Genomic DNA, 26975 nt, shown 5'->3' with positions numbered 1-26975 from the left:
GGACGGCGCAACCGGAAGGCCCGAGCCCACGAGGTGGGACGAACCCACCACCGCCCGACGGCGTCCCGCGATCGTCGTGGGCGACTCGCAGTGGAAGCCCACCGCGGCATCGGTGCTCGACCCGCTGACCACTTGCCCGAACGTGCCGGTGGTGTGCCCGCGGTGTGCCCGTGCCGACACTCCGGAACGGCGGTGCGCCGGAAACCATGGCTGAAACGCCAGGAGGTCCTCCGCACATGCAACCAGAACAAGAAGAGCTTCCGATCCGGAGGCGACGTGATCCGGACCGTTCACCGGCGGCGTCGGAACTCCGGGCGCACAGCACCGTCCCGGCCGGAGCGGCCGAGCTGGCGGCTCTCCAGCGTGCGGTGGGCAACCGCGCCGTCGTCCGCCTGCTGGCACACCGGCACGGCGCCCCGGTCGATCCGGGGCCTGGAGGACCCGTTCCGGCGGCTTCCGACGTTGCGGTCCAGCGGGCGCCGGCGGACCGCACGAGGATTCCCGAGACTCTGGATGAAGCACGTGAGGACCTGTACTTCCGTCCCGGGGGTCTGGTGCCCGCGTCCCCGGAGGCGCAGAGCGGACTGGAGGCGAAGTTCCCCAAGACCAAGAGCGGTGAGCACAAGAAATTCCCGAAACCGTACAAGGGCGCCAACATCCCTTTCATGAAGTTGGATCCCGCGGATTGGTTGGCGGCGCTCAACAGCCAGTACGACGAAGACCCCAGGTTCCGATCGAACTGCCAGGACGCCACGCGCGCCTTCCTGGCTTCGTGGTTCGGAAACCCGAAGGCCGCGTCAGGCGTTTTCGACCGCCACGAAGACGGAACTCCGGGGATCGAGTCGAACGGTGCCCAGGCGACCCAGAAATGGCTCGGAGCCCCGTGGCGAGCGTCGGAGGACAGCCCCGACGGCGGCCGTTATTCGACGCCGGCCGACGTCAAGGCCCGGCTGTCCGGCGCGGGGCCCGGCTCGGCCGCCATGGTGGTGTTCCGCCCGGAGGGCAGGCAGTACAACCACGCGGTCAACGCCGTCAACTACAAAGGCTCGATCTTCTGGATCGACCCCCAGAACCGCAAGATCTCCAGGGAATTCGATTTCCAGGCGGCATCGTTGATGATGATCGTGGTGAAAGGCAGCGACTTCGAGCCCGTCGACGCGCCAGAGCTCAACCCGATGCGGATGTCGGTGGGCTGAGGTGTGCCGGGACGTGCGGTGCGCGGCGACGAGCCTCCGATTGCGTGAGCTGATGGAGTCGCCGGCGTCCCTACCGCTGGTGCCCGTCAAGATGACCTCCGGTGCCGCCGAACCGGCGCTTTAGAACGACTCGATAACGTCGGCACGAGCAGCGGCGGAGTGGAGGAAGCGGCGTGGAAGAGGGCTTCGTGCGGGTGTGTGCGCTGGGCGACATGCCTGAGGAGGGTCTGCTCGCGGTGGAGGTGGACGACACGCCGCTGGCGATCGTGCGGTCCGGCGGTGAGGTGCACGCCGTGCTCGATCGGTGTAGCCACGCCGACGTGCCGCTCACCGAGGGCGAGGTGTACGGCGGCGTGGTGGAGTGCTGGTTGCACGGTTCGTGCTTCGAGCTGCGCACCGGCAAGCCGACGAGCCCGCCCGCCACCGAACCGATAACGGTGTTCCGCGCGGCGGTGGAGAACGGCGATGTGTACGTGCGCGTGCCTCCCGAGGCGTAGCGCTCCGGCCGCGTCCGGGTGGGTGCCGGGCACCCACCCGGACGCACCCTCAGGACGCGAGCGCCGCGGTCCGCTCGTCCACGACCTCCGCGCCCATGATGATCGTGCGGTGCAGGTCCCGCAGCGCCCGGCAGGGCTCCACGCTCAACTCCGTGTTGAGCACGTTGCGCGCCTGGTGGTAGACGCGAAGCGCGTCCCCCTGCCGGTCCGTCCGGTACAGCGCCAGCATCAACTGCAGGTAGAACGACTCCTGCAGTGGGTACTCGGAGATCAACTGGTGGAGCTTGCCGATGACCGACCGGTGTCTGCCCAGCGCCAACTGGGTGCGGATGTGCAGTTCGAGGCACTCCAGCCACGCCTCCTGCGCCCAGGCGGTGAAGCCTTGGAGCAGCGGGCCGTCGCCGGCGACCTCGCCCAGCGCGGGACCGCGCCAGAGGACCCGCGCGGCGTCCAATTCGTGGTCCGCCTCGGCCGGTCGCCCCGCCTGCAGGAGCGTCCGGCCGCGTTCCAGCAGCGTCCGGAACTCGTGGACGTCGACCGTGTCCGCGCCGAGCGACAGTTGGTAGCCCGGCGCCCTGGTGAGCACCCGGCTGCCGTCTTCCCCGGTCCCGGCCAGGAACTTGCGCAGTTGTGACACGTAGACGTGCAACGACGCGATGGCCCGCCGCGGCGGGTTCTCGTACCAGATCTCCATCATGATCTGGTCCGTGCTGACCACCTGCTCCGACTTGATGAGCAGGGCGGCGAGCAACGCCTGCACCTTGCGCGGGTTCAGGACGTGTTCGTGCCGGCCGTCTAACACCCGGATCGGGCCGAGGATCTGGAACTGCATGCTTCCCCCTAGTGATTGCACGGACAGCCAGGGCCGTCCGACGACGCCCCCAGCGCCGCTACGGCCCACGCTGCCAGAGCGGAGATAGTCTCCGCATCGGGGAAAACACGTACGAGCCGCCGGCCGGAGGGGCCGCGGCCGGTGTCCGACGTGGGAAGCTTGGTGACAGGAAGCGCCGAGGTGCCGGTGATGGGTGGGCGGGATGGAACACGGCGGGAATCGAGGGCTGCGGGCGGACGCGCGGCGCAACCGCGTCAAACTGCTGACCGCCGCGGCCGAGGTGTTCGCCGAACAGGGGCACGACGCGACGCTGGACGAGGTGTGCCGGCGGGCGGGTGTGGGGCCGGGCACGCTCTACCGCCACTTCCCGACGCGGCAGGACCTGCTGGAGGCGTTGTTGCGCGAACAGGTCGACGTGATCACCGCCCGCGCGGCGGAGCTGTTGTCCGAGCGGGACGTCGGCGCGGCGCTGGTCGAGTGGCTGAGTTCGGTGGCCGAGCACGCGGCCCGGTTCCGAGGCGTTGCCAGCGTGCTGATGGTCAGCGGCCTCAAGCGCACGGAGAAGCTCTTCTCCTCGTGCCACAACGACATGTTCGCCGCCGGCGCCGCCCTCGTGGAGCGGGCCAAGGAGGCCGACGCGCTGCGCCCCGACGTGGCGGTGGACGAGGTGTTCAAGTTGGTCAACGCCATCGCCTGGGCGAGCGAGCAGACCGGTGGCTCGACCGCCGAGCGCGGGCGCCTCGTCTCGCTCGTGCTGGACGGCCTGCGCCCGCGCGACGACCGCCCGCGACGGCGTCAGCGCGCGGTGAGCGGAACCAGCACCTCGTCCACGATCGAGTCCACGTAGTCGTCCGGCACGTTGGGTCCGTGGTGCACCACGAAGTGCACGATCAACGCCGGGCCCACGGTGGCGACCATCCGTGACGCGGCCTCGGGGCGCAGCTCGCCCGATTCCGCGCCACGCCGGAGCACCTCGGCGATCAGCTCGTGGCACGGGTCCATGACCCGTTGGCCCACGACGGAGTGCAGCATCCCGCCGGCGCCCGCGACCTCGGCGCGCACGACCTTGAACACGGAGCCGTGGGTGCGCGTGATGGCGTCGCGGATGCAGCGCAGCAGCGCGAGCAGGTCCGCGCCGACGTCGCCGGTCAGTTCGACGGCGCGCGGGTCGGGCAGCACGTGGCGCAGCGCGGCGGCCAGCAGGTCGTCGCGGTCGCTCCAGCGGCGGTACAGCGCGGCCTTGCCGGTGCCCGCGGCGGCGGCGACGCCCTCCATCGTCAGCCCGGTGTAGCCCACCGAGCTCAACTGCTCGATGGTGGCGTCGAGGATCGCCCGCTCCAGGGCTTCTCCGCGACGGCGGGTTCCCGGACGAGGCCCGGCGGCTGGGTCCTGCACGGCTGACATTCGACGCGACACCTCCGGGGCAATCCTAGGGGAATCCCTTGCGCCGGGAGTGGCGACGTTCCTATAGTGAACGCGAACGTCTACTACTGGTCTTCTGGACCCGACGCATCTTGACCCCTTGGAGGGGCTCTTGTCCACCGCATCTGTGCCGGCTGAAGAGGTCGGACGTCCCGGTGCCCCCGGCAAACGGGGCAAGACCGGCTTAGCCCTGCTGGTGATCGTGCTCAGCCAGTTCATGGTCGGCATCGACGCCACCGTCGTGAACATCGCGCTGCCACAGATCCACGCCGACCTCGAATTCACCGCCACCGGCCTGGCCTGGGTCAGCAGCTCGTACACGCTCGCCTTCGCCGGCCTGCTGCTGCTGGGCAGCCGCATCGGCGACATCTTCGGCCGCCGCAGGATCTTCATCATCGGCCTGGTGGTCTTCGCCATCGCCTCGCTGCTCGGCGGCCTCTCCGACTCCGCGGAGCTGCTGATCCTGTGGCGCGTCGTGCAGGGTGTCGCCGCCGCGCTCGCCGCGCCGAACTCGCTGGCGCTGGTGGCCGGCAACTTCGAGGAAGGCCCCCAGCGGAACAAGGCGTTCGGCATGGTCGCGAGCGCCTACGCGGCGAGCCTCGCGGTCGGCCTCATCCTGGGCGGCCTGCTCACCGAGGCGGGCACGTGGCGCTGGGTGATGTTCATCAACGTGCCACTCGCCCTGGTGGTGCTCATCCTCGCGCCCCTGCACGTCAAGGAGGCCGAGCGGCACCCCGGCAAGGCGGACTGGGCCGGCATGGTGCTGTCCACCGCCACCATGGCCACGTTCGTGTACGGCCTGCTCAACGCCGCCGAACGCGGTTGGTCCGACATGCCGACCTACCTCGCGCTCGGCGCCTCGCTCGTGCTGCTGATCGCGTTCCTGTTCGTGGAGAGCAGGACCGAGCAGCCCCTGATGCCGCTCGACCTGTTCAGCAGCCGCACCCGCACCGGCGGCTACTTCACCCTGGTGGGCCTGGTCGCCACCATGGCGGCGATGAACTTCTTCGTCAGCCAGTTGCTCCAGGACGTGTTCGGCTACACGCCGCTGATCGCGGGCCTGGCGTTCCTGCCCATGGCGGCGGCGATCATGATCGCCAGCAGCCAGGCGGCCAAGCTGCTGGCCAAGGTCGGTGCCAAACCGCTCATCCTGGGTGGCTCCGCCATCATCTTCGCCGGGATGGCGTGGCTGTCCACGGTGTCCTTGTCCAGCAACTACTTCGGCAGCGTCCTCGGTCCGATCCTGCTGTTCGGCATCGGCGCCGGCTTCGCGTTCACCGCCGTCTCGGTGACGATCCTGTCCGATGTGTCCGGTCGCAACGCGGGCTCGGCCGCCGGTGTGCTGGAGGTCATGCAGTGGATCGGCTTCACCCTCGGCATCAGCGTCCTGGTCGCCGTGTTCGGCGCGGCCTTCCGCGGCGCGGGGGAAATCGCGCCGGGTGACGTCCGGTTCGGCATGGTGGAGGGCATGGGAGCGGCCTTCCTGGCTTCCCTGGTCTTCGTCGGACTCGCGTTCCTGATCGCCCTGTTCGTCATCTCGAAACCCGCTGCTCCGGCAGCGGAGGCCACTCAGCCAGGCAATGCGGAAGCGACCCCGGCCGACTGAGCAGGCACGGCACGGACGCAGGCGGACCTGGTGACCCCCAGGACCCGGACCGCCTGCGTCCGTGCCGTATTCGCACGTCCCCGGTGCTCCACCGACTCCGCTTCAGGCTGGTTTTAGAGGCTCCGCGAATGCTGTGGGCCAGCATCGCGCCCGCCGCCGCAGAGGAGTCGTAGTGAGTCGCACTGTCGTGATCGCCGGTGGTGGGCCCGTAGGTCTCATGCTCGCCGGTGAACTCGCCCTGGCGGGCGTGCCCGTCACGGTCGTGGAGAGGTTCTCCGAACCGAGCGAGTACTCCCGGTCGCTGACCCTGCACGCCCGGACGTTGGAGGTGCTCGAACAGCGCGGGCTCCACCAGTTCAGCGACTACCCGCAGGTGGCGTCCTACAACTTCGGCCTGGTCGAGCTCCAGGACTACGTGGGCGATGCCAGCCTGCTGCCGCTGCTGGTGCCCCAGCGGGAGATCGAGCGCCTGCTGGAGGACCGCGCGGTCGAGTCGGGGGCGGACATCCGGCGCGGCCAGGACGTCGTGGACTTCGAGCAGGACGACGACGGCGTGACCGTGCTGGTGCGACCGGCGGACGGCGCGGAGTACCGCATCCGGTGCGCCTACCTCGTCGGGTGCGACGGCGGCGGCAGCATCGTCCGCAAGCGGGCCGGCATCGGTTTCCCGGGCACGGTGTCCACTGCGGACGGTCTGACCGCCGACGTCATCACGCCCGACGACGTCGAGGAGTTCATCCACCCGACGATCTCCCAACCGGGCATGTACGCGTCGATCCCACTGCGGCCCGGCTTGCACCGGGTGACCGCGTTCGAGTTCGGCGTGCCCAAGACCGGCAAGGAGGTCGAGCCGACGGTGGAGGAGTTCCGGGCCAAGTTCCGCAAGTGCTCGGGACGCGACCTGGGCATCCTGCGCACCGGCGAGGTGCGGTTCCTGTCCCGGGTGGGCAACGCGACCCGCCTCGTCGACAGGTACCGCGAGGGCCGGGTGCTCCTCGCCGGCGACGCCTGCCACATCCACCTGCCGATCAGCGGCCAAGGGCTGAACACCGGCGTCCAGGACGCGCTGAACCTCGGCTGGAAGCTGGCCGCCGAGATCGACGGGTGGGCGCCCGCCGACCTGCTCGACAGCTACCACCGCGAACGGCGGCCGGTGGGGGAGCGGCTGTGCTGGAGCACCCGTGCCCAGGACGGCCTGCTCTACCCGCTGGACCAGGTCGAGCCGTTGCGCGGGCTGTTCAAGGAACTGGTGCGGCTGAAGCCGGTCAACCGGTACCTGATGGGCATCCTCTCCGGTCGCGACATCCGCTACGACTTCGAGGGCGCCGCGCACCCGATGGTCGGCGGGCGCATCCCCAACGCCAAGATCAGCACCTCCGCCGGCGAGGTGACGCTGGCGAGCACCCTGCACGCCGGGCGCGGCGTCCTGGTGGTCCTCGGCGAGCACGAGCCGGCCGTCGACCTCGCCTCCGGGTGGGCCGACCGCGTGGACGTCGTCCGCGTCGCCGAGTCCGCCGACATCCCCGCGAGAACGCTGCTGATCCGCCCCGACGGGTACGTGGCCCACGCCGACGAGCGGGGCACGGACCCGGACGCGCTGAGCCGCGGCCTGCGCACCTGGTTCGGCGAGCCGACCACGACGACCCTTGGGAGCAAGCGATGACTGCAACGGTGGTGGTGGCGGGCGGCGGTCCGGTGGGACTGATGCTCGCCGCCGAACTGCGGCTGGCGGACGTGCCCGTGCTGGTGGTGGAACCGAAGGCGCGCATCGAGGAGCACTCGGCGGGCATGGCGGTGCACGGTCGCACGCTGCAACTGCTGGAACGGCGCGGGCTGGCCGACGAATTGCGGGCGCAGGGCATGTTCGCTTGGCCGCGCACGCCCTTCGGCCTGCTGTGGCTCGACATCTCCGACGCGGGTCCGGAGGAACTCACCTACGGCATCCCGCAGTGGCGCACCGAGACGGTCCTGGAGCGCCGCGCCGTCGAACTGGGCGCCGAGGTCCGGCGCGGCCACCGCGTCGTGGCGTTCCGTCAGGACGCGGACGGCGTCACGGTGACCGTGCGCGCGACGGACGGCGCGGAGCAGGAAGTGCGCGCCTCCTACCTGGTGGGGTGTGACGGCGCGGACAGCGAGGTGCGGGCGTTGGCGGGTATCGGGCAGGCCGATCACCCGACCTCGGCGTACCGCGGTGTGTTCGGCGACGTGGAGCTGGTCGAGGGCGAGCAGTTCGACGCGGGCCTGCACGACGACGGCGTGTTCGGCGCGATCCCCGTCGCCCCCGGTGTGCTGCGCTTCATGACCATCGAGTGGGGATCCCGCCCGGAGCCCGCCGACGGGTCCGTCACCGAGGACGACCTGGTCGCGGCCGTCGAACGCGTCACCGGCACCGCGCCCAAGCTGCGCGGCACCGGGTTCGTGGCGCGCTTCGGCCGCCAGAGCACGGTGGCGGACCGGTTCCGCGACGGCCGGGTGTTCCTCGCGGGTGATGCCGCGCACGTGTCGTTCGTCTCGGGCACGCAGGGGCTCAACGCCGGCCTCCAAGACGCCGCCAACCTCGGCTGGAAGCTCGCCGCCGCGGTCACCGACCGGGCTCCGGAGGGATTGCTGGACACCTACGAGGCCGAACGGCGGCCCGTCGCGTTGCGGGCCTGCGACCACGCCCGCGCCCAGATGGCGCTCATGCACCCGTTGTCGAAGGTCGGCCCGTTGCGCGACCTGCTCGACCGGATGCTGCGGATCGGCGAGGCCGGCCGGCTCCTGCTGCGCATGCCGACCCTGGCGCGCTACCCCGAACCCGGACCGGGCGACCATCCGCTGATCGGCGAACCGGTGCCGAACTACCCGCTGCTCACCGAGCAGGGTGAGACAACGGTCGCGCGCGCCATGGCGTCCGGCCGGGCCCTGCTGGTGTCGTCCGCGGACCGGTCACCGGCCGCGGAGCTGCCCGACGGCGTGGGCGCGGTCCGGGCCAAGCCGCTGCAGGAGGTCGACGCGGACTTCCTGCTGGTGCGCCCGGACGGGCACGTGGCCTACGCGGGCAACGATTCCGACGCGCTGGCCACCGCGCTGCGCACCTGGTTCGGCGCCGCCTGACGCGTGGTGGACCGGCTTCGGCCGAGAGGTGGCGAGGTGCCCGGCCGGAACCCCGGCCGGGCACTCGCGCACGGGTGGTCGGATCGGGCGGTGACAGCGGCCGGAGAACGCAGACCGGGCGGAAGGCTGTCGAACAGCCTTCCGCCCGGCCCCTGGACGAACAGGTGTCGCCTACCGCGGCAACTCAAGTGCCCCAGGCCTTCTCGCGCACGCGTCTCACCAGACCACCGGCAGGGTGACACCGTAGGTGCGGCGCACGCGTCTCACCAGACGACCGGCAGCGCGGGCAGGGTGACACCGTAGGTGCCCTCCGACCACACCAGCTCCTCGACCGGCACGGCCAGTCGCAGGTCCGGGAAGCGGTCGAGCAGTGACGTCAACGCCAGCTCCAACTCCACGCGGGCCAGGTGCACGCCGACGCAGTAGTGCCGCCCGGCCCCGAACTGCACGGTGCCCGGCGTCCTGGGCCGGTCGAACCGGACGAGGTCCGGCTCGGGGAACGCCTCCGGGTCGTGCCCGGCCGCCACCAGCGGCGTGAACACGCCCTCGCCCTTGCGGACGACACCGGACCCGGACTCCAGCACGACGTCCTCGGTGGCCATCCGCATCAGGCCGCTGCCACCGCCACCCGGCGGGCTGTGCCGCAACAGCTCCTCGATCGCCGCGGGCACCAGCGACCGGTCGCGGCGCAGCGCCTCCCAGTGCTCCCGCCTGGTCAGCAGGGTCAGCAGCATCCGACTCAGCGAACCGGCGATCGTCTCGTTGCCGCCGATGACCAGGGTCCGGACCATCGACACCAGTTCGTCCTCGGACAGCCGGTCGTCCACGTCGCGGGCGCTGATGAGGTGGTCGATCAGCACGTCACCGGGTTCCGCCCGCCGTCGGGCCGCCAGCGCGACCACGTAGTCGTCGAACCCGCGCGCCGCGCGGTCCAGCTCCTCCGGCGACATCGCGAACGACAGCCAGGCCGACACCCATTCCTTGAGCTGCGGGCCGTCTTCCTCGGGGATGCCGAGCATGCCGCACATGAGGCTGGTGGGCAGCCGGTAGGCGAACTGCATCAGGTCCACCGGTCGCTCGCCCCGCTCCACCTCGTCGAGCAGGAGGTCGATCTTCTCCTGGATCTTCGGGCGGAGCGCGTCGGCGCGCCGGGGGGTGAAGGCCGAGGCCATGATCCGGCGCAGCCGCAGGTGGTCCTCGCCGTGCATGTTGAGCAGGATCGTCGGGTCGTCCAGCATCAGCAGGTTGTGGAACAACCGCGGCGACCCGGGCGCGGACAAGTCGCGCGTGAACCGGGCGTCGTCGCCCATGATCTGCTGGATGTCCCGGTGCCGCACCGCCAGCAGCGCCGTGTCGCCGGTGGGCAGCCTGACGCGGCTCAGCGGGCACTCGGCCCGACGGCGCGCGAACTCGGGCGACGGGGTGGCGCGTGGTCCTTCGGGGAACGGGAAGTCGGCGAGTTCCTCGTCGGCGGGCGACTGCCGGGTGGTGCTCACCGGCTCGTCGTGCGCAGCTCGTCTCATGTGCCGGTCCTCCAGCTCACCAGGTGACCGGCAGGCCGGGCAGACCCACGGTGAAGTTCGAGTTCGACCACGGCAGGTCCTGCGGCGCGACCGCCATCCGCAGCCCCGGGAAGCGGTCCATCAACGCGGACAGCGTGACCTCCACCTCCGCCTTGGCCAGGTGCACGGCGGGGCAGAAGTGCCTGCCCGCGCCGAAGATCATCGTGGGCGCGGTCTTCGGCCGGTCCAGCCTGAACTCCTCCGGCTCCGGGAAGACCTCCGGGTCGTGCGCCGCGGCCACCACCGGAGTGGTCACCCACTGGCCCGCCCGCACCAGCGCGCCCGACGGCAGCACCACGTCCTCGGTGGCCTTGCGCATCAGGCCGACGGAACCACCACCGGGCGGATTGACCCGCATGAGCTCCTCGATCGCGCCCGGCAGCAGCGACCGGTCGGCCACCAGCGCCTCCCAGTGCTCGACATCGCGCAGGAGCGTGAACACCGAACGGGCGATGGCGTTGCCGATCGACTCGATACCGGCCGCCACGATGGACCGGATCATCGACTCCAGCTCGGCGTCCGACATCCGGTCGCCCTCGTCGTGCGCGTCGACCAGGCGGTCGATGAGCGCGGTGCCGGGGTCGCGACGGGACCGCTCGGCGGTGTCCACGACCCACTGGCTGAACTCCACGCGGATCGCGTCCATCTCCTCGGGCGCGGCGACCGACAGCCACGCCGAGACCCACCGCTGGAGCCGGGCGCCGTCGTCGTCGGGCAGGCCGAACTGGCGCAGCACCAAGCGGGTCGGCAGCTTGTTGGCGAAGTCGGCCATCAGGTCGGCGGGTGAGCCCGCGGCCTCCATGTCGTCGAGCAGTTCGCCGACGATCTGCGCGATCTCCGGTCGCCACCCCTCCACCCGGCGCGGCGTGAAGGCCGGGCCGATGATGCGGCGCAGCCGGAGGTGCTCGTCGCCGTTCATGTTCATCACCAGGGTCGGGTCCTCCAGGACCTCCTGGTTGGGGAACAGCCTCGGCCGGTCCGGCTGGGACAGGTCGCGGGTGAACCGCGCGTCGTCGCTCATGACGGCGTGGATGTCGGCGTGCTTGACCAGCAGCAGCACCTTGTCGCCCATGGGCAGGGTGACCTCGCTGACGGGGCACTGGGCGCGTCGTCGGCCGAACTCCGGTGGCGGTGACGCCATCGGCCCGTCCGGGAACGGGAAGCGGTCGGGCCCCTGGGGGAACGGGAAGCTGTTCCGGGCGGTCTCCGGGGCCGCGTCGTCGGGCGTGGTGTCGGTCTCGGGCGCGATGGACTCGGTCACGGACAACCCCTTCGGGTACGGCTGCGTCAGCGCCGATGGTGACCCGCGGCCCTTGGGGACGGCTAAAGGGCGGCGTGATCTGTTGCGAAGCGGAGGCTTCCTCCGTATTCTGGCCGGGGCCGAGATTCCCCTGTCAGTGAGGATTCCGCTTATGTCCGGTGCCAAGGTGGAAGTCGGTCGGGTCGGTCTGTGGACCAACCAGTTGGACGGCCAACCCGTCGGCCGCGTGCTGGAGGCGACGCGCGAGATCGAGGAGCTCGGGTTCTCGGCGCTGTGGGCGGGTGAGCTGTTCGGTCGTGAGGCGCTCACCCAGGCCGCCCTGCTGCTGGCCGCGACATCCCGCATGACCATCGCGACCGGCGTGGCCAACGTGTACGGCCGCGACCCCGTCACGATGGCCCAGGGCCAGCGCACCCTGCTGGAGGCGTACGGCGACCGGTTCGTGCTCGGGCTGGGCATCAGCCACCCGTGGTTCGTCGAGCAGGTGCGGGGCCACGTGTACGGGCCGCGCGTGGCGACCATGCGCGGCTACCTGGACAGGATGGACGCCGCGCCGTTCGGGCCGCCCGGCGCGGAGAAGCGCGGGCCGCGCGTGATCGGCGCGGTCGGGTCGAAGATGCTGCGCCTGGCGGCCGGCCGGGCGCACGGCGCGCTGCCGCTGGGAATGCCGGTCGAGCACACCGCCCGCACCCGCGAGCTGCTGGGCCCGGACCGGTTCCTCGGCGTGGTGCTCCCGGTCGTGCTGGGGCCCGACGACGCGGCCACCCGCGACATCGCCCGCACCTACGTGGCCGAGTCCCTGCCCAACCGGGCGGACGTGCTGCGCGAACTCGGCTTCGACGTCGACCTGCACGGCCGGGAGGCCTCCCGCCTGGTGCGCTCCGCGGTGGCCTGGGGCGGCCCGGAGGCCATCGCCGCGCGCGTGGACGAGCACCTGGCCGCCGGCGCCGACCACGTGGCCTTCTCGGTCACCGGCGGCGTGGCGGAGGAGCTGCCCCTCGCCGAGTGGCGCGAACTGGCGGCGCTGACCCGCCGCTGACGTCCGGTGGTCCGGTCGTCCCGCCGGGGACGACCGGACCACCGTCACACCGCCGCACCCGGTACCAGTTCGGCGTGCAGGTACGCCACCAGCGACTGCGGCGTCGGGTGGCTCATGACCACCACGGCGGGCAGCTCCAGACCGGTCAGGTCGACCAGCGCGTTGCGTAGCTGCAGCGCGGTGAACGACGACATGCCGATGTCCAGGAAACTGCCCTCGGCGTCGAACTCCTCGGTCGCGCCCAGCTCCAGCACCTGGCTGGCGTGGTCGCGCACCATCTCCATCAGGACCTCCCGCGCCTCCGCCGGCGCCAGCCCGGCGAGCACGGCCCGCAGCACGGTCGGGTCGGACTCGGCGACGTCCTCCTCGACCCGGGTGACCGACCCCGGCAGCCGGGCCGCGACGCGGTCCGCGCGCCACCGCGCCAGGGCGGGCAGCACCGCCCGAAGCGGCTCCACGAGGTCGTGGTCCGCGCCGAGCAGCGCGGCCACGGCGACCGGGTCGCCCAGCGCCACCTCCGTCCACAGGGGAGCGTCCGCGCCCACCGGCTCATCCGTGTCGTGCAACCAGTACCGGCCGCGGGCGAACGCGTGCGGCGGCACGTCCACGAGCGCGGTCGGGGGACCGGACACCTCCGGCCAGTCCACCTCCGCGCCGTGCACGTGCAGCGCGGCCAGCGCGGCGGTGACGGTGGCCGGCTCCGGCTTGCCGGCGACCAGGAGCGGTGCGACCACCGCCGGCGCGGTGTCCAGGCAGTCCGCCACCAGCCCGCACAGCACCGCGTCCGGCCCGACCTCCACGAACCGGTCCACCCCCAGTTCCGCCAGGGTCCGCACGCCGGACAGGAACCGCACCGCGCCGCGCAGGTGCCGCACCCAGTAGTCGGGCGAGCCGAGCTGGTCGGCGGTGGCGAGCGCGCCGGTCACGTTCGACACCAAGGGGATGGTCGGCGCGGCGAACCGCAGACCGGCGGCGACCCGGCGGAACTCGTCCAGCACCGGGTCCATGTGGTGGGAGTGGAACGCGTGGCTCACGCGCAGCCGCTTGGTCTTCACACCGCGCGCCCGCCAGCGGCCCGCCACCTCGGCCACGGCTTGCGCGTCACCGGACACGACCGTCGCGTGTGGACCGTTGACGGCGGCGATCGACACCACGTCGGCCAGGTCCTCGAACGACGCCGGCACCTCGTCGTGCGCGGCGGCCACGGCGACCATCGCGCCACCGGCCGTCGCCGCCTGCATCAACCGGCCCCGGGCGGCGACCAGCGCGCACGCGTCGGCCAGGTCGAGCACACCGGCGACGTGCGCGGCGGCCAGCTCGCCGACGGAGTGGCCGATGAGGTAGTCCGGCCGCACGCCCGCGTCCAGCACGGTCCTGGCCAGGGCGACCTCGACGGCGAACAGCGCCGCCTGGGTGTAGGCGGTGCGGTCGAGCAGCGCGGCGTCCGCGGACCGGGCCGTGGCGCGGACGACCGCGCGCAGCGGCCGGTCGAGGTGGCCGTCCAGTTCCGCGCACACCTCGTCGAACGCCCGCGCGAAGCCCGGCAGCGCCGCGGCGAGCTGCTCGCCCATACCGAGCCGCTGGCTGCCCTGGCCGGTGAACAGCACGGCCGTGCGCCCGGCCCCGACCTGGCCGCGCACCACCCCGGCGGCGGGTTTCCCGGCGGCCAGCGAGCGCAGGCCGTTCAGCGAGGTCGCCCGGTCGTCGGCGACGACGGCGGCGCGGTGGGTGAAGCCGGTGCGCCCCACCAGCGCGGCGGCCACGTCCGCGGGACGGACGTCCGGCCGTTCCTCCAGGAAGCGGGCCAGGCGCGCGGCGTTGGTCCGCACCCCGGCCTCGCCCCTCGCGGACAGCAGGATCGGCACGGCGCGCGCCGGCGCCTCCGCGTCCTGCACGGGTGCTTCCTCCAGGATGACGTGGGCGTTGGTGCCGCTGATGCCGAAGGAGGAGATGCCGGCTCGGCGTGGTCGGTCGGTTCGTGGCCATGGTGCGCTGTCGGCGAGCAGTTCGACCGCTCCGGCTGTCCAGTCCACGTGCGGCGACGGGACGTGGGCGTGGAGGGTGGCGGGGAGGGTTTCACGGCGCATGGCCATGATCATTTTGATGATGCCGGCGACTCCTGCGGCGGCTTGGGTGTGGCCGATGTTGGATTTGATGGAGCCGAGTCGCAACGGGGTGGTGCGGTCTTGTCCGTAGGTGGCGAGCAGCGCCTGTGCCTCGATGGGGTCGCCTAACCTGGTGCCGGTGCCGTGTGCTTCGACGGCGTCCACTTCGGACGGTGTCAGGCCCGCGTCGCCGAGGGCTTGGCGGATGACGCGTTCCTGTGAGGGTCCGTTGGGTGCGGTGAGCCCGTTGGATGCGCCGTCCTGGTTCACGGCAGAGCCGCGGATGACCGCGAGGACGTGGTGGCCGTTGCGTTGTGCGTCGGAGAGGCGTTCCAGCACCAGCAGTCCCGCGCCCTCGCCGAAACCGGTGCCGTCGGCATCGGCGGAGAACGCCTTGCAGCGACCGTCGACCGCCAGCCCCCGCTGCCGGCTGAAGTCGGTGAACACCGCCGGTGTCGCCATCACGGTGACCCCGCCCGCCAGGGCGAGCGCGCATTCGCCGCGGTGCAGCGACTGCACGGCGAGGTGGATCGCCACCAGCGACGACGAGCACGCCGTGTCGACGGTGATCGCCGGCCCCTCGAAGCCGAACGCGTAGGCCACCCGCCCCGACACCACGCTGGTCGCGCTGCCGCTGCCCAGGAACGGCTCGTACTCCGGCGGCGCGGACCGCAGTCGGCCGGCGTAGTCGCCGTACATCACGCCCGCGAACACGCCGGTCGGACTGCCCCGCAGCGCACGCGGATCGATGCGCCCGTGCTCCAGCGCCTCCCACGCCACCTCCAGCAGTTGCCGCTGCTGCGGGTCGGTCGCGGTCGCCTCGCGAGGGCTCATCCCGAAGAACCCGGGATCGAACCGGTCCGCGTCACGCAGGAACGCGCCCCGCGCGGTGTAGGTGGTGCCGGGTCGGTCGGGGTCGGGGTGGTGCAGGGCCTCCAGGTCCCAGCCGCGGTCGGTGGGGAACCCGCCGACCGCGTCGACGCCGTCGGCCAGCAGCCGCCACAGCTCGTCGGGTGTGCCGACGTCGCCGGGGAACCGGCAGCCGATCCCGACCACCGCCACCGGCTCCGCCGCCGCGGCTTCCAGCTCCCGCACCCGCTGCCTGGTCCGGTGCAGGTCTGCGGTGACCCACCTCAGGTAGTCGGCGAGCTTCTCCTCGTTCGTCATGCGTGCCTCCGACCCAGCTCTTGGTCGATGAATGCGAAGATCTCGCTCGTCGACGCCGTGGTGATCCGTTCCGCGATGCCGTCGTCGGCGGTGGGCGCGTCCCAGCCCGCGAGGAGTTGCCGCAGCCGCGCGGTGATCGCGTCCCGTCCGCCGTCGTCGGCGGCGACGGCGGCCAGGGTCGTGCCGATCCGCTCCAGGTCCGCCAGGACCGCCACCGCGCCGGGCACGGGCTCGTCGACCGGTGCGAGGTGGGCGACCACCAACCGCGCGACCGCGGACGAGGTCGGGTGGTCGAACACCAGCGTGGCGGGCAGCCGCAGCCCGGTGGTCGCGTTGAGCCGGTTGCGCAGCTCCACGGCGGTCAGCGAGTCGAAACCCAGGTCCTTGAACGCGCGGTCGGCGTCGATGGCCTCGGCGTGCCCCAGCACCGCCGACGCCGTGCCGCGCACCAGGTCGAGCACGACGTCGTGCTGCTCCTGCGCCGAGAGCCCGGCCAGCCGCTTCGGCAGGTCGGTCCGCACGGCGGCGGCCACCGAGGACGGCGTTCGCACCAACCCCCGGAACAGCGGTGGCAGCAGACCCGCCGCGGCGGTGCGCCGCAGCGCGGGCAGGTCCAGCGCCGCCGGCACCGCCGCGGCCGGGTTCGCCGCGAGGGCCCGGTCGAGCAGGTCCAGCCCTTCGTCCGCGTCGAGCGGGCGGGCGCCGGCGCGGGCGAGCCGTGCCACGTCGGTTCCGGCCAGGTCGCCGGTCAGCGCCGAGGGATCGGCCCACAGCCCCCACGCCAGCGAGCTGCCCGGCAGGCCCGTCGAGCGCCGGTGCGCGGCGAGCGCGTCGAGGAACGCGTTGGCCGCCGCGTAGCTGCCCTGGCCGGGGCTGCCGATCGTGCCCGCGGCGGAGGAGAACAGGACGAACGCCGAGAGGTCCAGGTCGCGGGTCAGCTCGTGGAGGTGCCAGGCCCCGTCGAGCTTGGGCGCGAACACCGTCCGCAGCCGATCGGGGTCGAGCGCGGCCACCACACCGTCGTCCAGCGCGCCCGCGAGGTGGAAGACCGCGGTCAGCGGGTGCGCGGGGTCGATGCCGGCGAGCAGCCCGGCCAGCGCCGCGCGGTCGGAGGTGTCGCACGCGACCACCGACACCTCGGCGCCCGGTTCGCGCAACTCTTCCGCCTCGCCGCCACCGCGGCTCACCAGCACCAGCCGCCGCACGCCGTGCGCCACGACCAGGTGCCGGGCCAGCAGCCTGCCGAGCGTGCCGGTGCCGCCGGTGACCAGGACCGTGCCGCCGTCGGCGAACCGCACGGGTTCCCCGGCCGGGATCGCCCGCGTCAGCCGTGGCGCGAGCAGTCCACCGCCGCGCACCGCGACCTGGGGTTCGCCGGTGGCCAGCGCGTCGGCCACGTCGTCGGGACCGCCCGCCGGGTCCAGGTCCACCAGCACCACTCGACCCGGGTTCTCCGCCTGCGCCGACCGGACCAGACCCCACACCGGGGCCGCGGCCAGATCGGGCACGTCGTCCGCGGCGCCGGTGGCGACCGCGCCGTGCGTGACGACCACCAGGCCGACGTCGGCGTGCAGCGCGTCCAGCACGCGGCTCGCCGCCGCCAGCGCTGCCGCGGGGGACATCGCGCCGCCCTCGACGTCGAGGACCGGCCACCCCGACCTGTCCTCCGCCACCGGGAGGGGGACCACCCGACGCCACTCCAGCCCGAACAGCGCCCGGTCCTCCGCGCCCAGCGCACGGAGCTGCTCGGCGGCCATCGGGCGGACGGCGATGGAGGCGACCGAGCCGACCGGCGCGCCGTCATCGTCGGAGAGCGTCAGCGTCACCTCGTCCGGTGCGCCGGCCACCGGCGACAGGGTCACCCGCACCGCCGTCGCGCCGGTGCGGTGCACCTCGACGCCCCGCCAGGCGAAGGGCACCCGCACCGTCCCGCTGTCCTGCTCGGGCGCCATCGCGTGCAGGCACGCGTCCAGCAGCGCGGGGTGCACGGCGTACCGGCCGTCCCGCGCGTCGGCGGGCAGTTCGACCTCGGCGTGCAGGTCGTCCCCGGCCCGCCACAGCGCCCGCAGCCCCTGGAACACCGGCCCGTACTCGTAGCCGCGGGTGAACAGCTCGGCGTACCTGCCGTCGAGCGGGACTTCCTCCGCTCCGGCGGGCGGCCACGCGGCCGGCGCGGGGGAGGGTGCGGTGACGGCGGCGGAGAGCAGGCCGGCCGCGTGGCGCACCCACTCGTCGTCCGCCCGGGAGTGCACCTCCACCACACCCGCCTCCGACACGGTCACCTGCACGGCGACGGTCCGGTCCCCGGTCAGCACCAGCGGCGCCTCCAGGGTCAGCTCGTCGAGCCGCCCGAACCCGGCCCGCGCGCCCACCGACAGCGCCAGTTCGACGAACGCCGTGCCGGGCAGCAGCACGGTCCCGGCCAGCGCGTGCTCGGCCAGCCACGGCTCGGTGCGCGCGGACAGCCTGCCGGTGGCCACCACGCCACGCCCACCGGCCAGTTCGACCGTCGCGCCGAGCAGCGGGTGCCCCGCGGGCACGAGTCCCAGGCCGGTCGCGTCACCGGTCGTCCCGCCGGGCTCCAGCCAGAACCGGCGGCGCTGGAAGGGGTAGGTCGGCAGGTCCAGCCGCGCCCGCGGGCCCAGCAGCGCGGTCAGGTCCAGCGGCGCGCCCGCGACGTGCGCCTGCCCGACGGACAGCAGCACCCGGTCCAGGCCACCCTCGTCGCGGCGCAGCGACCCGACCACGGTGCCCGCCACCTCGCGCGCCTCCAACGTCTCCTGCACCGCGACCGCGAGCACCGGGTGCGGCGACAGCTCGACGAACAGTCGGTGGCCCTGCTCGGCCAGCCCCGCCACGACGGGCTCCAGCCGCACGGTCTGCCGCAGGTTGCGGTACCAGTACCCGGCGTCGAGCTCGGTGCCCGCCGCGACCTCCCCGGTCACCGTGGAGTGGAACGCGACGCGCGCGGGCCGGGGCGTGATGCCCGCCAGCGCCTCCAGCAGCTCGTCACGGATCTGCTCGACGTGCGCCGAGTGCGAGGCGTAGTCCACCTGGATCCGGCGGGCGCGCACGCCCTCCGCCTCGCAGGCGGCCAGGAAGGCGGTGAGCGCCTCGTCCTCACCCGAGACGACCGTCGAGCCCGGTCCGTTGAGGGCGGCGACGTCGAGCCCGCCGGCCAGCCGCTCCCGCACCTCGTCGGCGGGCAGCGACACCGCGCCCATGCCACCGCCGCCCGCCATCCGCCCGGCGATCAACCGGCTGCGCAGCGCCACCACCCGGGCCGCGTCCTCCAGGCTCAGGGCGCCCGCCACGCACGCCGCGGCGATCTCGCCCTGCGAGTGGCCGACGACCGCGGCGGGTTCGACGCCGAACGACCGCCAGACCTCGGCCAGCGACACCATCACCGCGAACAGCGCGGGCTGCACCACGTCCACCCGGTCCAGCGCGGGGGCGTCCTCGTCGCCCCGCAGCACCGCCATCAGCGACCAGTCCACGTGGGACGCCAGCGCGGCGGCGCACTCGGTCAGGCGCTCGGCGAACACCGGCACGCGGTCGGCCAGCTCCAGGGCCATCCCCGGCCACTGCGAGCCCTGGCCGGGGAAGACGAACACCGCCTCCACCGGCCGGTCGGTCGCGCCGACGGCCAGGTTCGCGGCCGGCTGCCCGGCGACGAGCGCGTCCAGGCCGCGCAGCAGCCCGTCCCGGTCCGCGGCCACGACCACCGCGCGGTCATCCAGCGCAGGGCGTGACCCGACCAGGGCCGAGGCCAGGTCGCCCAGGTCCGGTTCGGTGGCGACGACCAGGTCGCGCACCCGGGCCGCCTGCTCGCGCAGCGCCTCCGGACCGCGACCGGACAGCACGATCGGCACCGGGCCCTCGTGCGGCCCGGCGTGCCCGGTCCGCGGCGCGGCGGGCTCCTCCAGCACGACGTGCGCGTTGGTGCCGCTGATGCCGAACGACGAGACCGCACCCCGGCGCGGTCGATCGGCGAGCCACGGCCGGGCCTGGTGGAGCAGGCCGACCGCGCCCGAGCCCCAGTCGACCTCCGGGGTGGGCTCGTCGGCGTGCAGGGTGCGCGGCAGCACGCCGTGCCGCATCGCCTGCACGACCTTGATGACGCCGGCGACACCGGCCGCGGCGAGGGTGTGCCCGATGTTGGACTTGATCGACCCCAACCACAGCGGTCGCTCCCCGGTGCGGTCGCGGCCGTAGGTGGCCAGCAGGGCCTGCGCCTCGATCGGGTCGCCCAGCGCGGTGCCGGTGCCGTGAGCCTCGACCAGGTCGACGTCCGCCGCGGTGAGCCCGGCGTCGGTCAGCGCGGCGCGGATGACCCGCTGCTGCGACGGCCCGTTCGGTGCGGTGAGCCCGTTGGAAGCGCCGTCCTGGTTGACCGCGGAGCCCCTGAGCACGGCCAGCACCCGGTGCCCGTCGCGGTCCGCGACCGACTGGCGCGTCAGCACCAGCACGCCGACGCCCTCACCCCAGCCGGTGCCGTCGGCGCCCGCCCCGAACGCCTTGCTGCGGCCGTCCGGGGCCAGGGCGCGCTGGCGGCTGAACTCGACGAAGTTGCCCGGACCGGCCATCACGGTGACGCCACCGGCCAGGGCCAGGTCGCACTCCCCGCGGCGCAGCGCCTGGCTCGCCAGGTGCAGCGCGACCAGCGACGAGGAGCACGCCGTGTCCACCGTGACCGCCGGGCCGTGCAGCCCGAGCGAGTAGGACACGCGGCCCGACGCGACGCTGGTGGTGTTGCCGGTGGACAGGTAGCCCTCGAAGCCGTCCGGCACGGACGGCAGCCGCGAGGTGTAGTCGCCCGCGATGACCCCGGCGAACACGCCGGTGGCCGAGCCGCGCAACGCCGTCGGGTCGATCCCGGCCCGTTCGACGGCCTCCCACGCGCTTTCCAGCAGCAGCCGCTGCTGCGGGTCCATCGCGGTGGCCTCGCGCGGGTTGATGCCGAAGAAGTCGGCGTCGAACAGGTCCGCGTCGTGCACGAAACCGCCCTCGCGGACGTAGGACCGGCCGGTCGCGTCGGGGTCCTCGTCGTAGAGCGAGTCCAAGTCCCAGCCCCGGTTGCCCGGGAACCCGCCGATCGCGTCCACCCCGTCGGCCACCAGTCGCCACAGGTCCTCCGGCGACTCGACGCCGCCGGGGTAGCGGCAGGCCATGCCGATGATCACCACCGGGTCGTCGCCCACGGCCGCCGGTGCGGCGGTCGCGACCACGTCGGGGGCCTCGCCGAGCAGTTCGGTGTGCAGCCTGCCGGCCAGCTCGACCGGGCTGGGGTGGTCGAACACGACGGTCGTGGGCAGCCTCAGGCCGGTGGCCGCGCCCATGCGGTTGCGCAGTTCCACCGCGGTCAGCGAGTCGAAGCCCTGCTCGGTGAACGCCCGGTTCGCCGCCACCGCCTCCGCGCCCGCGTGCCCCAGCACCAGCGCCGCCTGCGCCCGCACCAGGTCCAGCAGCACGCGTTCCTGCTCGGCGACGGGCAGCGCGGCCAGGGTGTGTGCCAACGAACCGCCCACCGCCTGCCGGGACGCGGCGCGGCGCGCGGGCAGCGCGACCAGGCCGCGCAGCAGCGGCGGGACCTCCGGTGCGGCCCGCAGCGCGACCAGGTCGACCTCGACCGGCACGACCACCGCCCGGTCGCCCGTCACGGCGGAGTCGAAGAACCGCAACCCGTCCTCGGCGGCCAGCGGTCGGATCGGACCGCGGGCGAGCCGTGCCGCGTGCCCGTCGGCCATGCCGTCACCCGCCCACGGCCCCCACACGAGCGACACGGCGGGCAGCCCGCCGGCGTGCCGGTGCGCCGCCAAGGCGTCGAGGAAGGTGTTGGCCGCCGCGTAGGCCGCCTGCCCGGCGTTGCCCGCCAGCCCGGCCAGCGACGAGAACAGCACGAAGAAACCCAGGTCGTGGTGCCGGGTCAGCTCGTGCAGGTGCCACGCCGCGTCGACCTTGGGCCGCAGCACGGCCGCCAGCCGGTCCTCGGTCAGCGAGCTCACCAGGCCGTCGTCGAGCTGCCCGGCGGCGTGCACGACACCGGCCAGCCGCTCGCCGGCCAGCAGCGCCGCCAGCGCGTCCCGATCGGCCGCGTCGCACGCCACCACCCGGACCCGTGCGCCGAGCGCCTCCAGGTCCGCCCGCAGCGCGTCCGCACCCGGCGTCGCGGGGCCGCGGCGGCTGATCAGCAGCAAGTCCCGCACACCCCGTTCGGCCACGAGGTGCCGCGCGAGCAGCGCGCCCAGCGCGCCCGTGCCACCGGTCACCAGGACGGTGCCCTCCGGCTCGGCGGGCACCGTGAGCACCACCTTGCCGACCTGCTTGGCCTGGCCGAGGTAGCGGAACGCGGCGGGCGCCTGCCGCACGTCCCACGCGGTGATCGGCAGCGGTCGCAGCACGCCCGCCGCGAACAGCGCCACCAGTTCGGTCAGCATCTCCTGGATGCGCGCGGGGCCCGCTTCCATCAGGTCGAACGCCTGGTAGTGGACGCCGGGGTGGGCGGTGGCGACCGCGTCGGCGTCGCGGATGTCGGTCTTGCCCATCTCCAGGAACCGCCCGCCGCGCGGCAGCAGCCGCAACGACGCGTCCACGAAGTCCCCGGCCAGCGCGTCCAGCACCACGTCCACGCCGCGCCCGTGGGTGACGTCGAGGAACCGCCCTTCGAAGTCGAGGGTGCGGGAGTTGCCGATGCGGTCCTCGGCGAACCCCTGCGCGCGCAGCACGGGCCACTTGCCCTCGCTCGCCGTGCCGTAGACCTCGGCACCCAGGTGCCGTGCGAGCTGCGCGGCGGCCATGCCGACGCCACCGGCCGCGGAGTGCACCAACACCGACTCGCCCGCCCGCAGTCCCGCCAGGTCCACCAGGCCGTAGTAGGCGGTGAGGAACACGATCGGCGTCGCGGCGGCCTGCGCGAACGACCAGCCGTCCGGCATGCGCACCACCAGGGACCGGTCGGTGACCGCGGTCGGCCCGACCCCGTTCGCGAGCAGGCCCATCACCCGGTCGCCGGGCGCGAGGTCCGCCACGTCCGGTCCGACCTCCACTACGACACCGGAGCCCTCGCTGCCGAGCAACGCGTCGCCGGGGTAGACGCCCAGGGCGATCAGCACGTCGCGGAAGTTCACGCCCGCAGCACGCACCGCGATGCGCACCTGGTCACCGGAGAGGGCAGTGGCGCCCTGCGGTGCGGGCAGCAAGCCGTCGGCCGTGCCGGACCCGGTCGCCTCCAGCCGCCAACCGACCCCGAGGGGCGGTCGCAACCGGTCCCGGTCCGTCTGCACCGCGAGCCGCGGGCGGTGCAGCACTCCGTGCCGCAGCACCAGTTCGGCCTCACCGACGCCGACGGCCGCCACCGCCTCGTCGGCCCGTGCCGGGTCGTCCACGTCGACCAGCACGATCCGCCCGGGGTGCTCGGTCTGCGCCGTGCGCACCAAGCCCCGCGCCGCGGCGGCCGGCAGGTCCGAGACCCGGTCGCCGGGAAGCGCCGCCACGGCGCGGTGCGTCACCACCACGAGCGTGCCGGAGTGGTCCTGCGCCAACCAGTCGCGCACGGTCCGCAGCGCACGTGCCGCCACGTCGTGCGCGGCCTCGACCACACCGGCCGCCCCGTCCGACTCCAGGTCCACGCGCACGACCTCGCCGACCTCGCCGGCCGGCTCGACCGGTTCCCACACCGGCTCGAACAGCGGGCCGCCGGGTCGCACCGCGAGCGCCGCGGCCGACGCCGTGCGCAGGCTGAGCCCGGCGACCTCCGCCACCGCCGCACCCGTGTCGTCGGCGACCAGCAGCGACACCGCGTCGGAGCCGGCCGGGCTCAACCGGACCCGCAGCCGCGTCGCGCCCGTCGCATGCAGCACGACGCCCGTCCAGCCGAACGGCAACCGCACCGTGCCCGGCTCGGGCCGGTCGGCGGCGGCGGCGGCGAGGGCGTGCAGGGCGGCGTCCAGCAGCGCCGGGTGCAGGCCGAAGCCCTCGACGGCCAACCCTTCGGGTAGTTCCACCTCGGCGAACACGTCCTCGCCCGCCCGCCACACCGCGCGCAAGCCCGTGAACGCGGGCCCGTACCGGTAGCCGAGGGCGGCCAGGTCGTCGTAGAAGTCGTCCACCGGGAGCGCCTGCCCGGCGGGCGGCCACTGCTCCAGCGACTCCGGCGTGCCGTCGGCCGTGCCGAGGAACCCCGTGGCGTGCCGGGTCCACGCCTGCTCACCGGGCCGCGAGTGGATCCCGATGGTCCGCCCACCCGCCTCGTCCGGCGCGCCCACGGTGACCTGCACCTGCACGTCACCAGTGGTCGGGAGCACCAGCGGCTGCTCCAGCGCCAACTCCTCGACCCGCTCGCACCGCACCGCGTCGCCCGCGTGGATCGCCAGGTCGAGCAGGGCGGTGGCGGGCAGCAGGATCGTGCCGCCGATGGCGTGGTCGGCCAGCCACGGGTGCGCGGCGACCGACAGGGAGCCGGTGAACACCACCGTGTCGCTGTCGGCGGGCCGGACGGCGGCCGTGAGGAGGGGGTGTCGGGTGGGGGTGAGGCCGAGTTGGGTGGGGTTGGTGGTGGGTGGTTTGTGGAGCCAGTAGTGCTGCCGTTGGAAGGGGTAGGTGGGGAGGTCGGTGATCGGTGCGGCGGGTAGGTATTCGGTCCAGGTGATGGGGGTGCCTTGGGTGTGGAGGGTGGCGAGTGCGGTGAGGTAGGTGGTGTTTTCGGGTTGGTGGGGGCGGAGTGTGGGGGTGGTGTTGGGGGTGAGGTTGCTGAGGGTGGTGTCGGGTCCGAGTTCGACGTGTCGGGTGACGCCGTGTTCGTGGAGGGTGGTGGTGCCGTGGTGGTAGCGGACGGTGTTGCGTGCTTGTTGGGCCCAGTACTGCGGTGTGAAGACGGTGGGTTGGCCGGTGAGGTTGGAGATGATGGGGATTTCGGGCTGGTGGTGGGTCAGTCGTGCTGCTACGTCGGTGAGTTCGTTGAGGATGGGGTCGAGGTGGTGGGAGTGGAAGGCGTGGCTGACGGTGAGTCGGGTGGCCTTGCGTCCGGCCGTCTTGCAGGTCTTGATGATTCGTTCGACGGCGTCGGTGTCGCCGGAGATGACGGTGGTGTCGGGGCTGTTGAGGCCGGCGATGTCGACGCCCGGCAGGAGCCATTCGCGGGTTTGTTGTTCGTCGGTTTGGAGTGCTGCCATCGCGCCGCCGGTGGGGAGGTTTTGCATCAGGTGGGCGCGGGCGCAGACGAGGGTGGCGGCGTCGGGTAGTGACAGGACTCCGGCGGCGTGGGCGGCGGAGAGTTCGCCGATGGAGTGCCCGAGGAGGTAGTCGGGTACGACGCCGTGGTGGCGTAGCAGTCGGTAGAGGGCGACTTCGACGGCGAAGAGTGCGGGTTGGGTGTAGCCGGTCTGGTTGAGCAGGTCGGGTTCGTCGGCGATGACCTCGGCGATGGGCCGGTCCAGGTGCCTGTCCAACTCGGCACACACGTCGTCGAACGCGGCGGCATAGACCGGCTGAGACCGGTACAGCTCCAAGCCCATACCGACACGCTGACTGCCCTGCCCGGAAAACAGGAACGCCAACCCACCAGACTCCACCTGCCCGCCGACCACTCCGGCGATCGTGGTGCCGTCGCGCAACGCGGTCAGACCGCGCGTGAAGTCCTCCGGCTCGGTGCCGAGCACCACGACTCGCTGCTCCAGGTGCGCACGGGTGGTCGCCAGCGACCGGGCCATGGTGGCGGTGTCCTCGTCCACCCGCGACAGCAGTTGAGCGGCACGGGCCGACAGCGTTTCGGGCGACCGGGCCGACACCAGCCACGGCACGAGACCGGGCGCGTGCGCGGACTCGACGGGCTCGGGCGCGACGGCCTGCTCCAGCACGAGGTGCGCGTTGGTGCCGCTGACGCCGAACGAGGACACGCCCGCTCGTCGGGGCCGGTCCTCGACCTCCGGCCACGGCAGGTTCTCCGTGACCAGCTCCACCGCGCCGGAGGTCCAGTCGACCTCGACGTTCGGTTCGTCGACGTGGAGGGTGGCGGGGAGGGTTCCCCGGCGCATGGCCATGATCATTTTGATGATGCCGGCGACTCCTGCGGCGGCTTGGGTGTGGCCGATGTTGGATTTGATGGAGCCGAGTCGCAAAGGGGTGGTGCGGTCCTGCCCGTAGGTGGCGAGCAACGCCTGCGCCTCGATCGGGTCGCCCAACCTCGTGCCGGTGCCGTGCGCTTCGACTGCGTCCACTTCGGACGGTGCTAGGCCCGCGTCGCCGAGGGCTTGGCGGATGACGCGTTCTTGTGAGGGTCCGTTGGGTGCGGTGAGCCCGTTCGAGGCGCCGTCCTGATTCACGGCAGAGCCGCGGATGACCGCGAGGACGTGGTGGCCGTTGCGTTGTGCGTCGGACAGGCGTTCCAGCACCAGCAGGCCCACGCCCTCGCCGAACCCGGTACCGTCCGCCGACGCGGCCATCGAGCGGCACCGACCGTCCGGTGACAGTCCGCGCTGCCTGCTGAACTCGGTGAACAGGCTCGGCGTCGCCATCACGGTGGCACCGCCCGCCAGGGCGAGCGCGCATTCGCCACCGCGCAGCGACTGCACCGCGAGGTGGATCGCCACCAGCGACGACGAGCACGCCGTGTCCACGGTCAGGGCCGGGCCCTCCAGCCCGAAGGTGTACGCGAGCCGACCCGACGCCACGCTGAGCGTGTTGCCGGTGAGCAGGTAGCCCTCCAGGTCGGGCGGAGTCTCCGCGGGTCGCGTGGCGTAGTCCTGGGCGATGGCGCCGACGAACACCCCGCCGTCGGTGCCGCGCAGCGCCGCCGGGTCGATGCCGGCGCGCTCGAACGCCTCCCACGACACCTCCAGCAGCAGTCGCTGCTGGGGGTCCATGGCGGTGGCCTCGCGCGGGCTGATGCCGAAGAACTCCGGGTCGAACAGCGCGGCGTCGTCCAGGAACCCGCCTCGGGTCACGTAGGTGGTGCCGGGGTGGTCGGGGTCGGGGTCGTACAGCGCCGCCGCGTCCCAGCCGCGGTCCGCGGGGTACTCGGTGATCGCGTCCACGCCGTCGCGCACCAGCTCCCACAGGCCCTCCGGCGACGCGACGCCGCCGGGGAACCGGCACGCCATGCCCACGACGGCGATCGGTTCGTGCCGCTCCGCCTCGGCGTCGCGCAGCTCGCGCCGCGCCTTCCGCAGGTCCGTGGTGACCCGTTTCAGGTAGTC

The 26975-nt window shown here is 73.2% G+C and carries 13 protein-coding genes; 7 read left to right on the top strand and 6 right to left on the bottom strand.

Annotation, left to right across the window (positions count from 1 at the left end):
* Positions 1-236: 236 nt before the first annotated feature.
* Both ACQPZF_RS27610 and ACQPZF_RS27605 read left to right on the top strand, forming a co-directional pair.
* The gene (locus ACQPZF_RS27610) at positions 237-1196 is read left to right on the top strand and encodes a toxin glutamine deamidase domain-containing protein (RefSeq protein WP_433261722.1); all 960 of its coding nucleotides are present in this window, start codon (positions 237-239) and stop codon (positions 1194-1196) included.
* Between the two features lie 173 nt (positions 1197-1369).
* Positions 1370-1693 (top strand): non-heme iron oxygenase ferredoxin subunit, encoded by a 324-nt coding sequence (locus ACQPZF_RS27605; RefSeq protein WP_433261719.1) that lies wholly within the window; start codon positions 1370-1372, stop codon positions 1691-1693.
* 49 nt (positions 1694-1742) lie between these two features.
* Here ACQPZF_RS27605 and ACQPZF_RS27600 read toward each other — a convergent pair whose 3' ends face one another.
* Entirely contained in the window at positions 1743-2525 is a 783-nt protein-coding gene (locus ACQPZF_RS27600) for an AfsR/SARP family transcriptional regulator (RefSeq protein WP_433261717.1), read from the bottom strand.
* Between the two features lie 202 nt (positions 2526-2727).
* On the opposite strand from ACQPZF_RS27600, the gene ACQPZF_RS27595 reads away from it, so the two are divergent.
* Positions 2728-3372, top strand: coding sequence for a TetR/AcrR family transcriptional regulator (locus ACQPZF_RS27595; protein WP_433274723.1), 645 nt, complete (start codon positions 2728-2730; stop codon positions 3370-3372).
* Here the strand turns inward: ACQPZF_RS27595 and ACQPZF_RS27590 are convergent.
* A complete protein-coding gene (locus ACQPZF_RS27590; protein WP_433261715.1) occupies positions 3321-3929 on the bottom strand; it encodes a TetR-like C-terminal domain-containing protein in 609 nt (202 codons plus the stop codon). The genes ACQPZF_RS27595 and ACQPZF_RS27590 overlap by 52 nt on opposite strands.
* A 130-nt stretch (positions 3930-4059) precedes the next feature.
* Here ACQPZF_RS27590 and ACQPZF_RS27585 point away from each other — a divergent pair, with 130 nt between their 5' ends.
* From ACQPZF_RS27585 to ACQPZF_RS27575, 3 genes are all read left to right on the top strand, one after another.
* On the top strand, positions 4060-5553 hold the full coding sequence (locus ACQPZF_RS27585; RefSeq protein ID WP_433261713.1) for an MFS transporter: 1494 nt from the start codon (positions 4060-4062) through the stop codon (positions 5551-5553).
* 172 nt (positions 5554-5725) lie between these two features.
* Positions 5726-7216 carry an FAD-dependent monooxygenase gene (locus ACQPZF_RS27580; protein WP_433261711.1) on the top strand — a complete coding sequence of 497 codons (1491 nt, stop codon included), beginning with the start codon at positions 5726-5728 and terminating at the stop codon, positions 7214-7216.
* A complete protein-coding gene (locus ACQPZF_RS27575) occupies positions 7213-8649 on the top strand; it encodes an FAD-dependent monooxygenase (RefSeq protein WP_433261709.1) in 1437 nt (478 codons plus the stop codon). Before ACQPZF_RS27580 ends, ACQPZF_RS27575 begins: the two co-directional genes overlap by 4 nt.
* 263 nt (positions 8650-8912) lie before the next feature.
* On the opposite strand, the gene ACQPZF_RS27570 is transcribed toward ACQPZF_RS27575, so the two are convergent.
* Together ACQPZF_RS27570 and ACQPZF_RS27565 are read right to left on the bottom strand one after the other, a co-directional pair.
* Complete coding sequence (locus ACQPZF_RS27570; RefSeq protein WP_433261707.1) at positions 8913-10172, bottom strand: cytochrome P450; 1260 nt, start codon at positions 10170-10172, stop codon at positions 8913-8915.
* 16 nt (positions 10173-10188) lie between these two features.
* Entirely contained in the window at positions 10189-11472 is a 1284-nt protein-coding gene (locus tag ACQPZF_RS27565) for a cytochrome P450 (protein ID WP_433261705.1), read from the bottom strand.
* Positions 11473-11623: 151 nt separating this feature from the next.
* Here ACQPZF_RS27565 and ACQPZF_RS27560 point away from each other — a divergent pair, with 151 nt between their 5' ends.
* Entirely contained in the window at positions 11624-12511 is an 888-nt protein-coding gene (locus tag ACQPZF_RS27560; RefSeq protein WP_433261703.1) for a TIGR03620 family F420-dependent LLM class oxidoreductase, read from the top strand.
* 44 nt (positions 12512-12555) lie between these two features.
* Here ACQPZF_RS27560 and ACQPZF_RS27555 read toward each other — a convergent pair whose 3' ends face one another.
* Positions 12556-15783 (bottom strand): type I polyketide synthase, encoded by a 3228-nt coding sequence (locus ACQPZF_RS27555; protein WP_433261701.1) that lies wholly within the window; start codon positions 15781-15783, stop codon positions 12556-12558.
* Entirely contained in the window at positions 15780-26969 is an 11190-nt protein-coding gene (locus ACQPZF_RS27550; RefSeq protein ID WP_433274721.1) for an SDR family NAD(P)-dependent oxidoreductase, read from the bottom strand. Before ACQPZF_RS27550 ends, ACQPZF_RS27555 begins: the two co-directional genes overlap by 4 nt.
* Between the last annotated feature and the right edge of the window lie 6 nt (positions 26970-26975).

The organism is Actinosynnema sp. CS-041913, from assembly GCF_050942485.1.
GTDB lineage: Bacteria > Actinomycetota > Actinomycetes > Mycobacteriales > Pseudonocardiaceae > Actinosynnema.
Note: the sequence above shows the minus strand (reverse complement) of the source record. Positions and strands in the feature narration are given on the sequence as shown.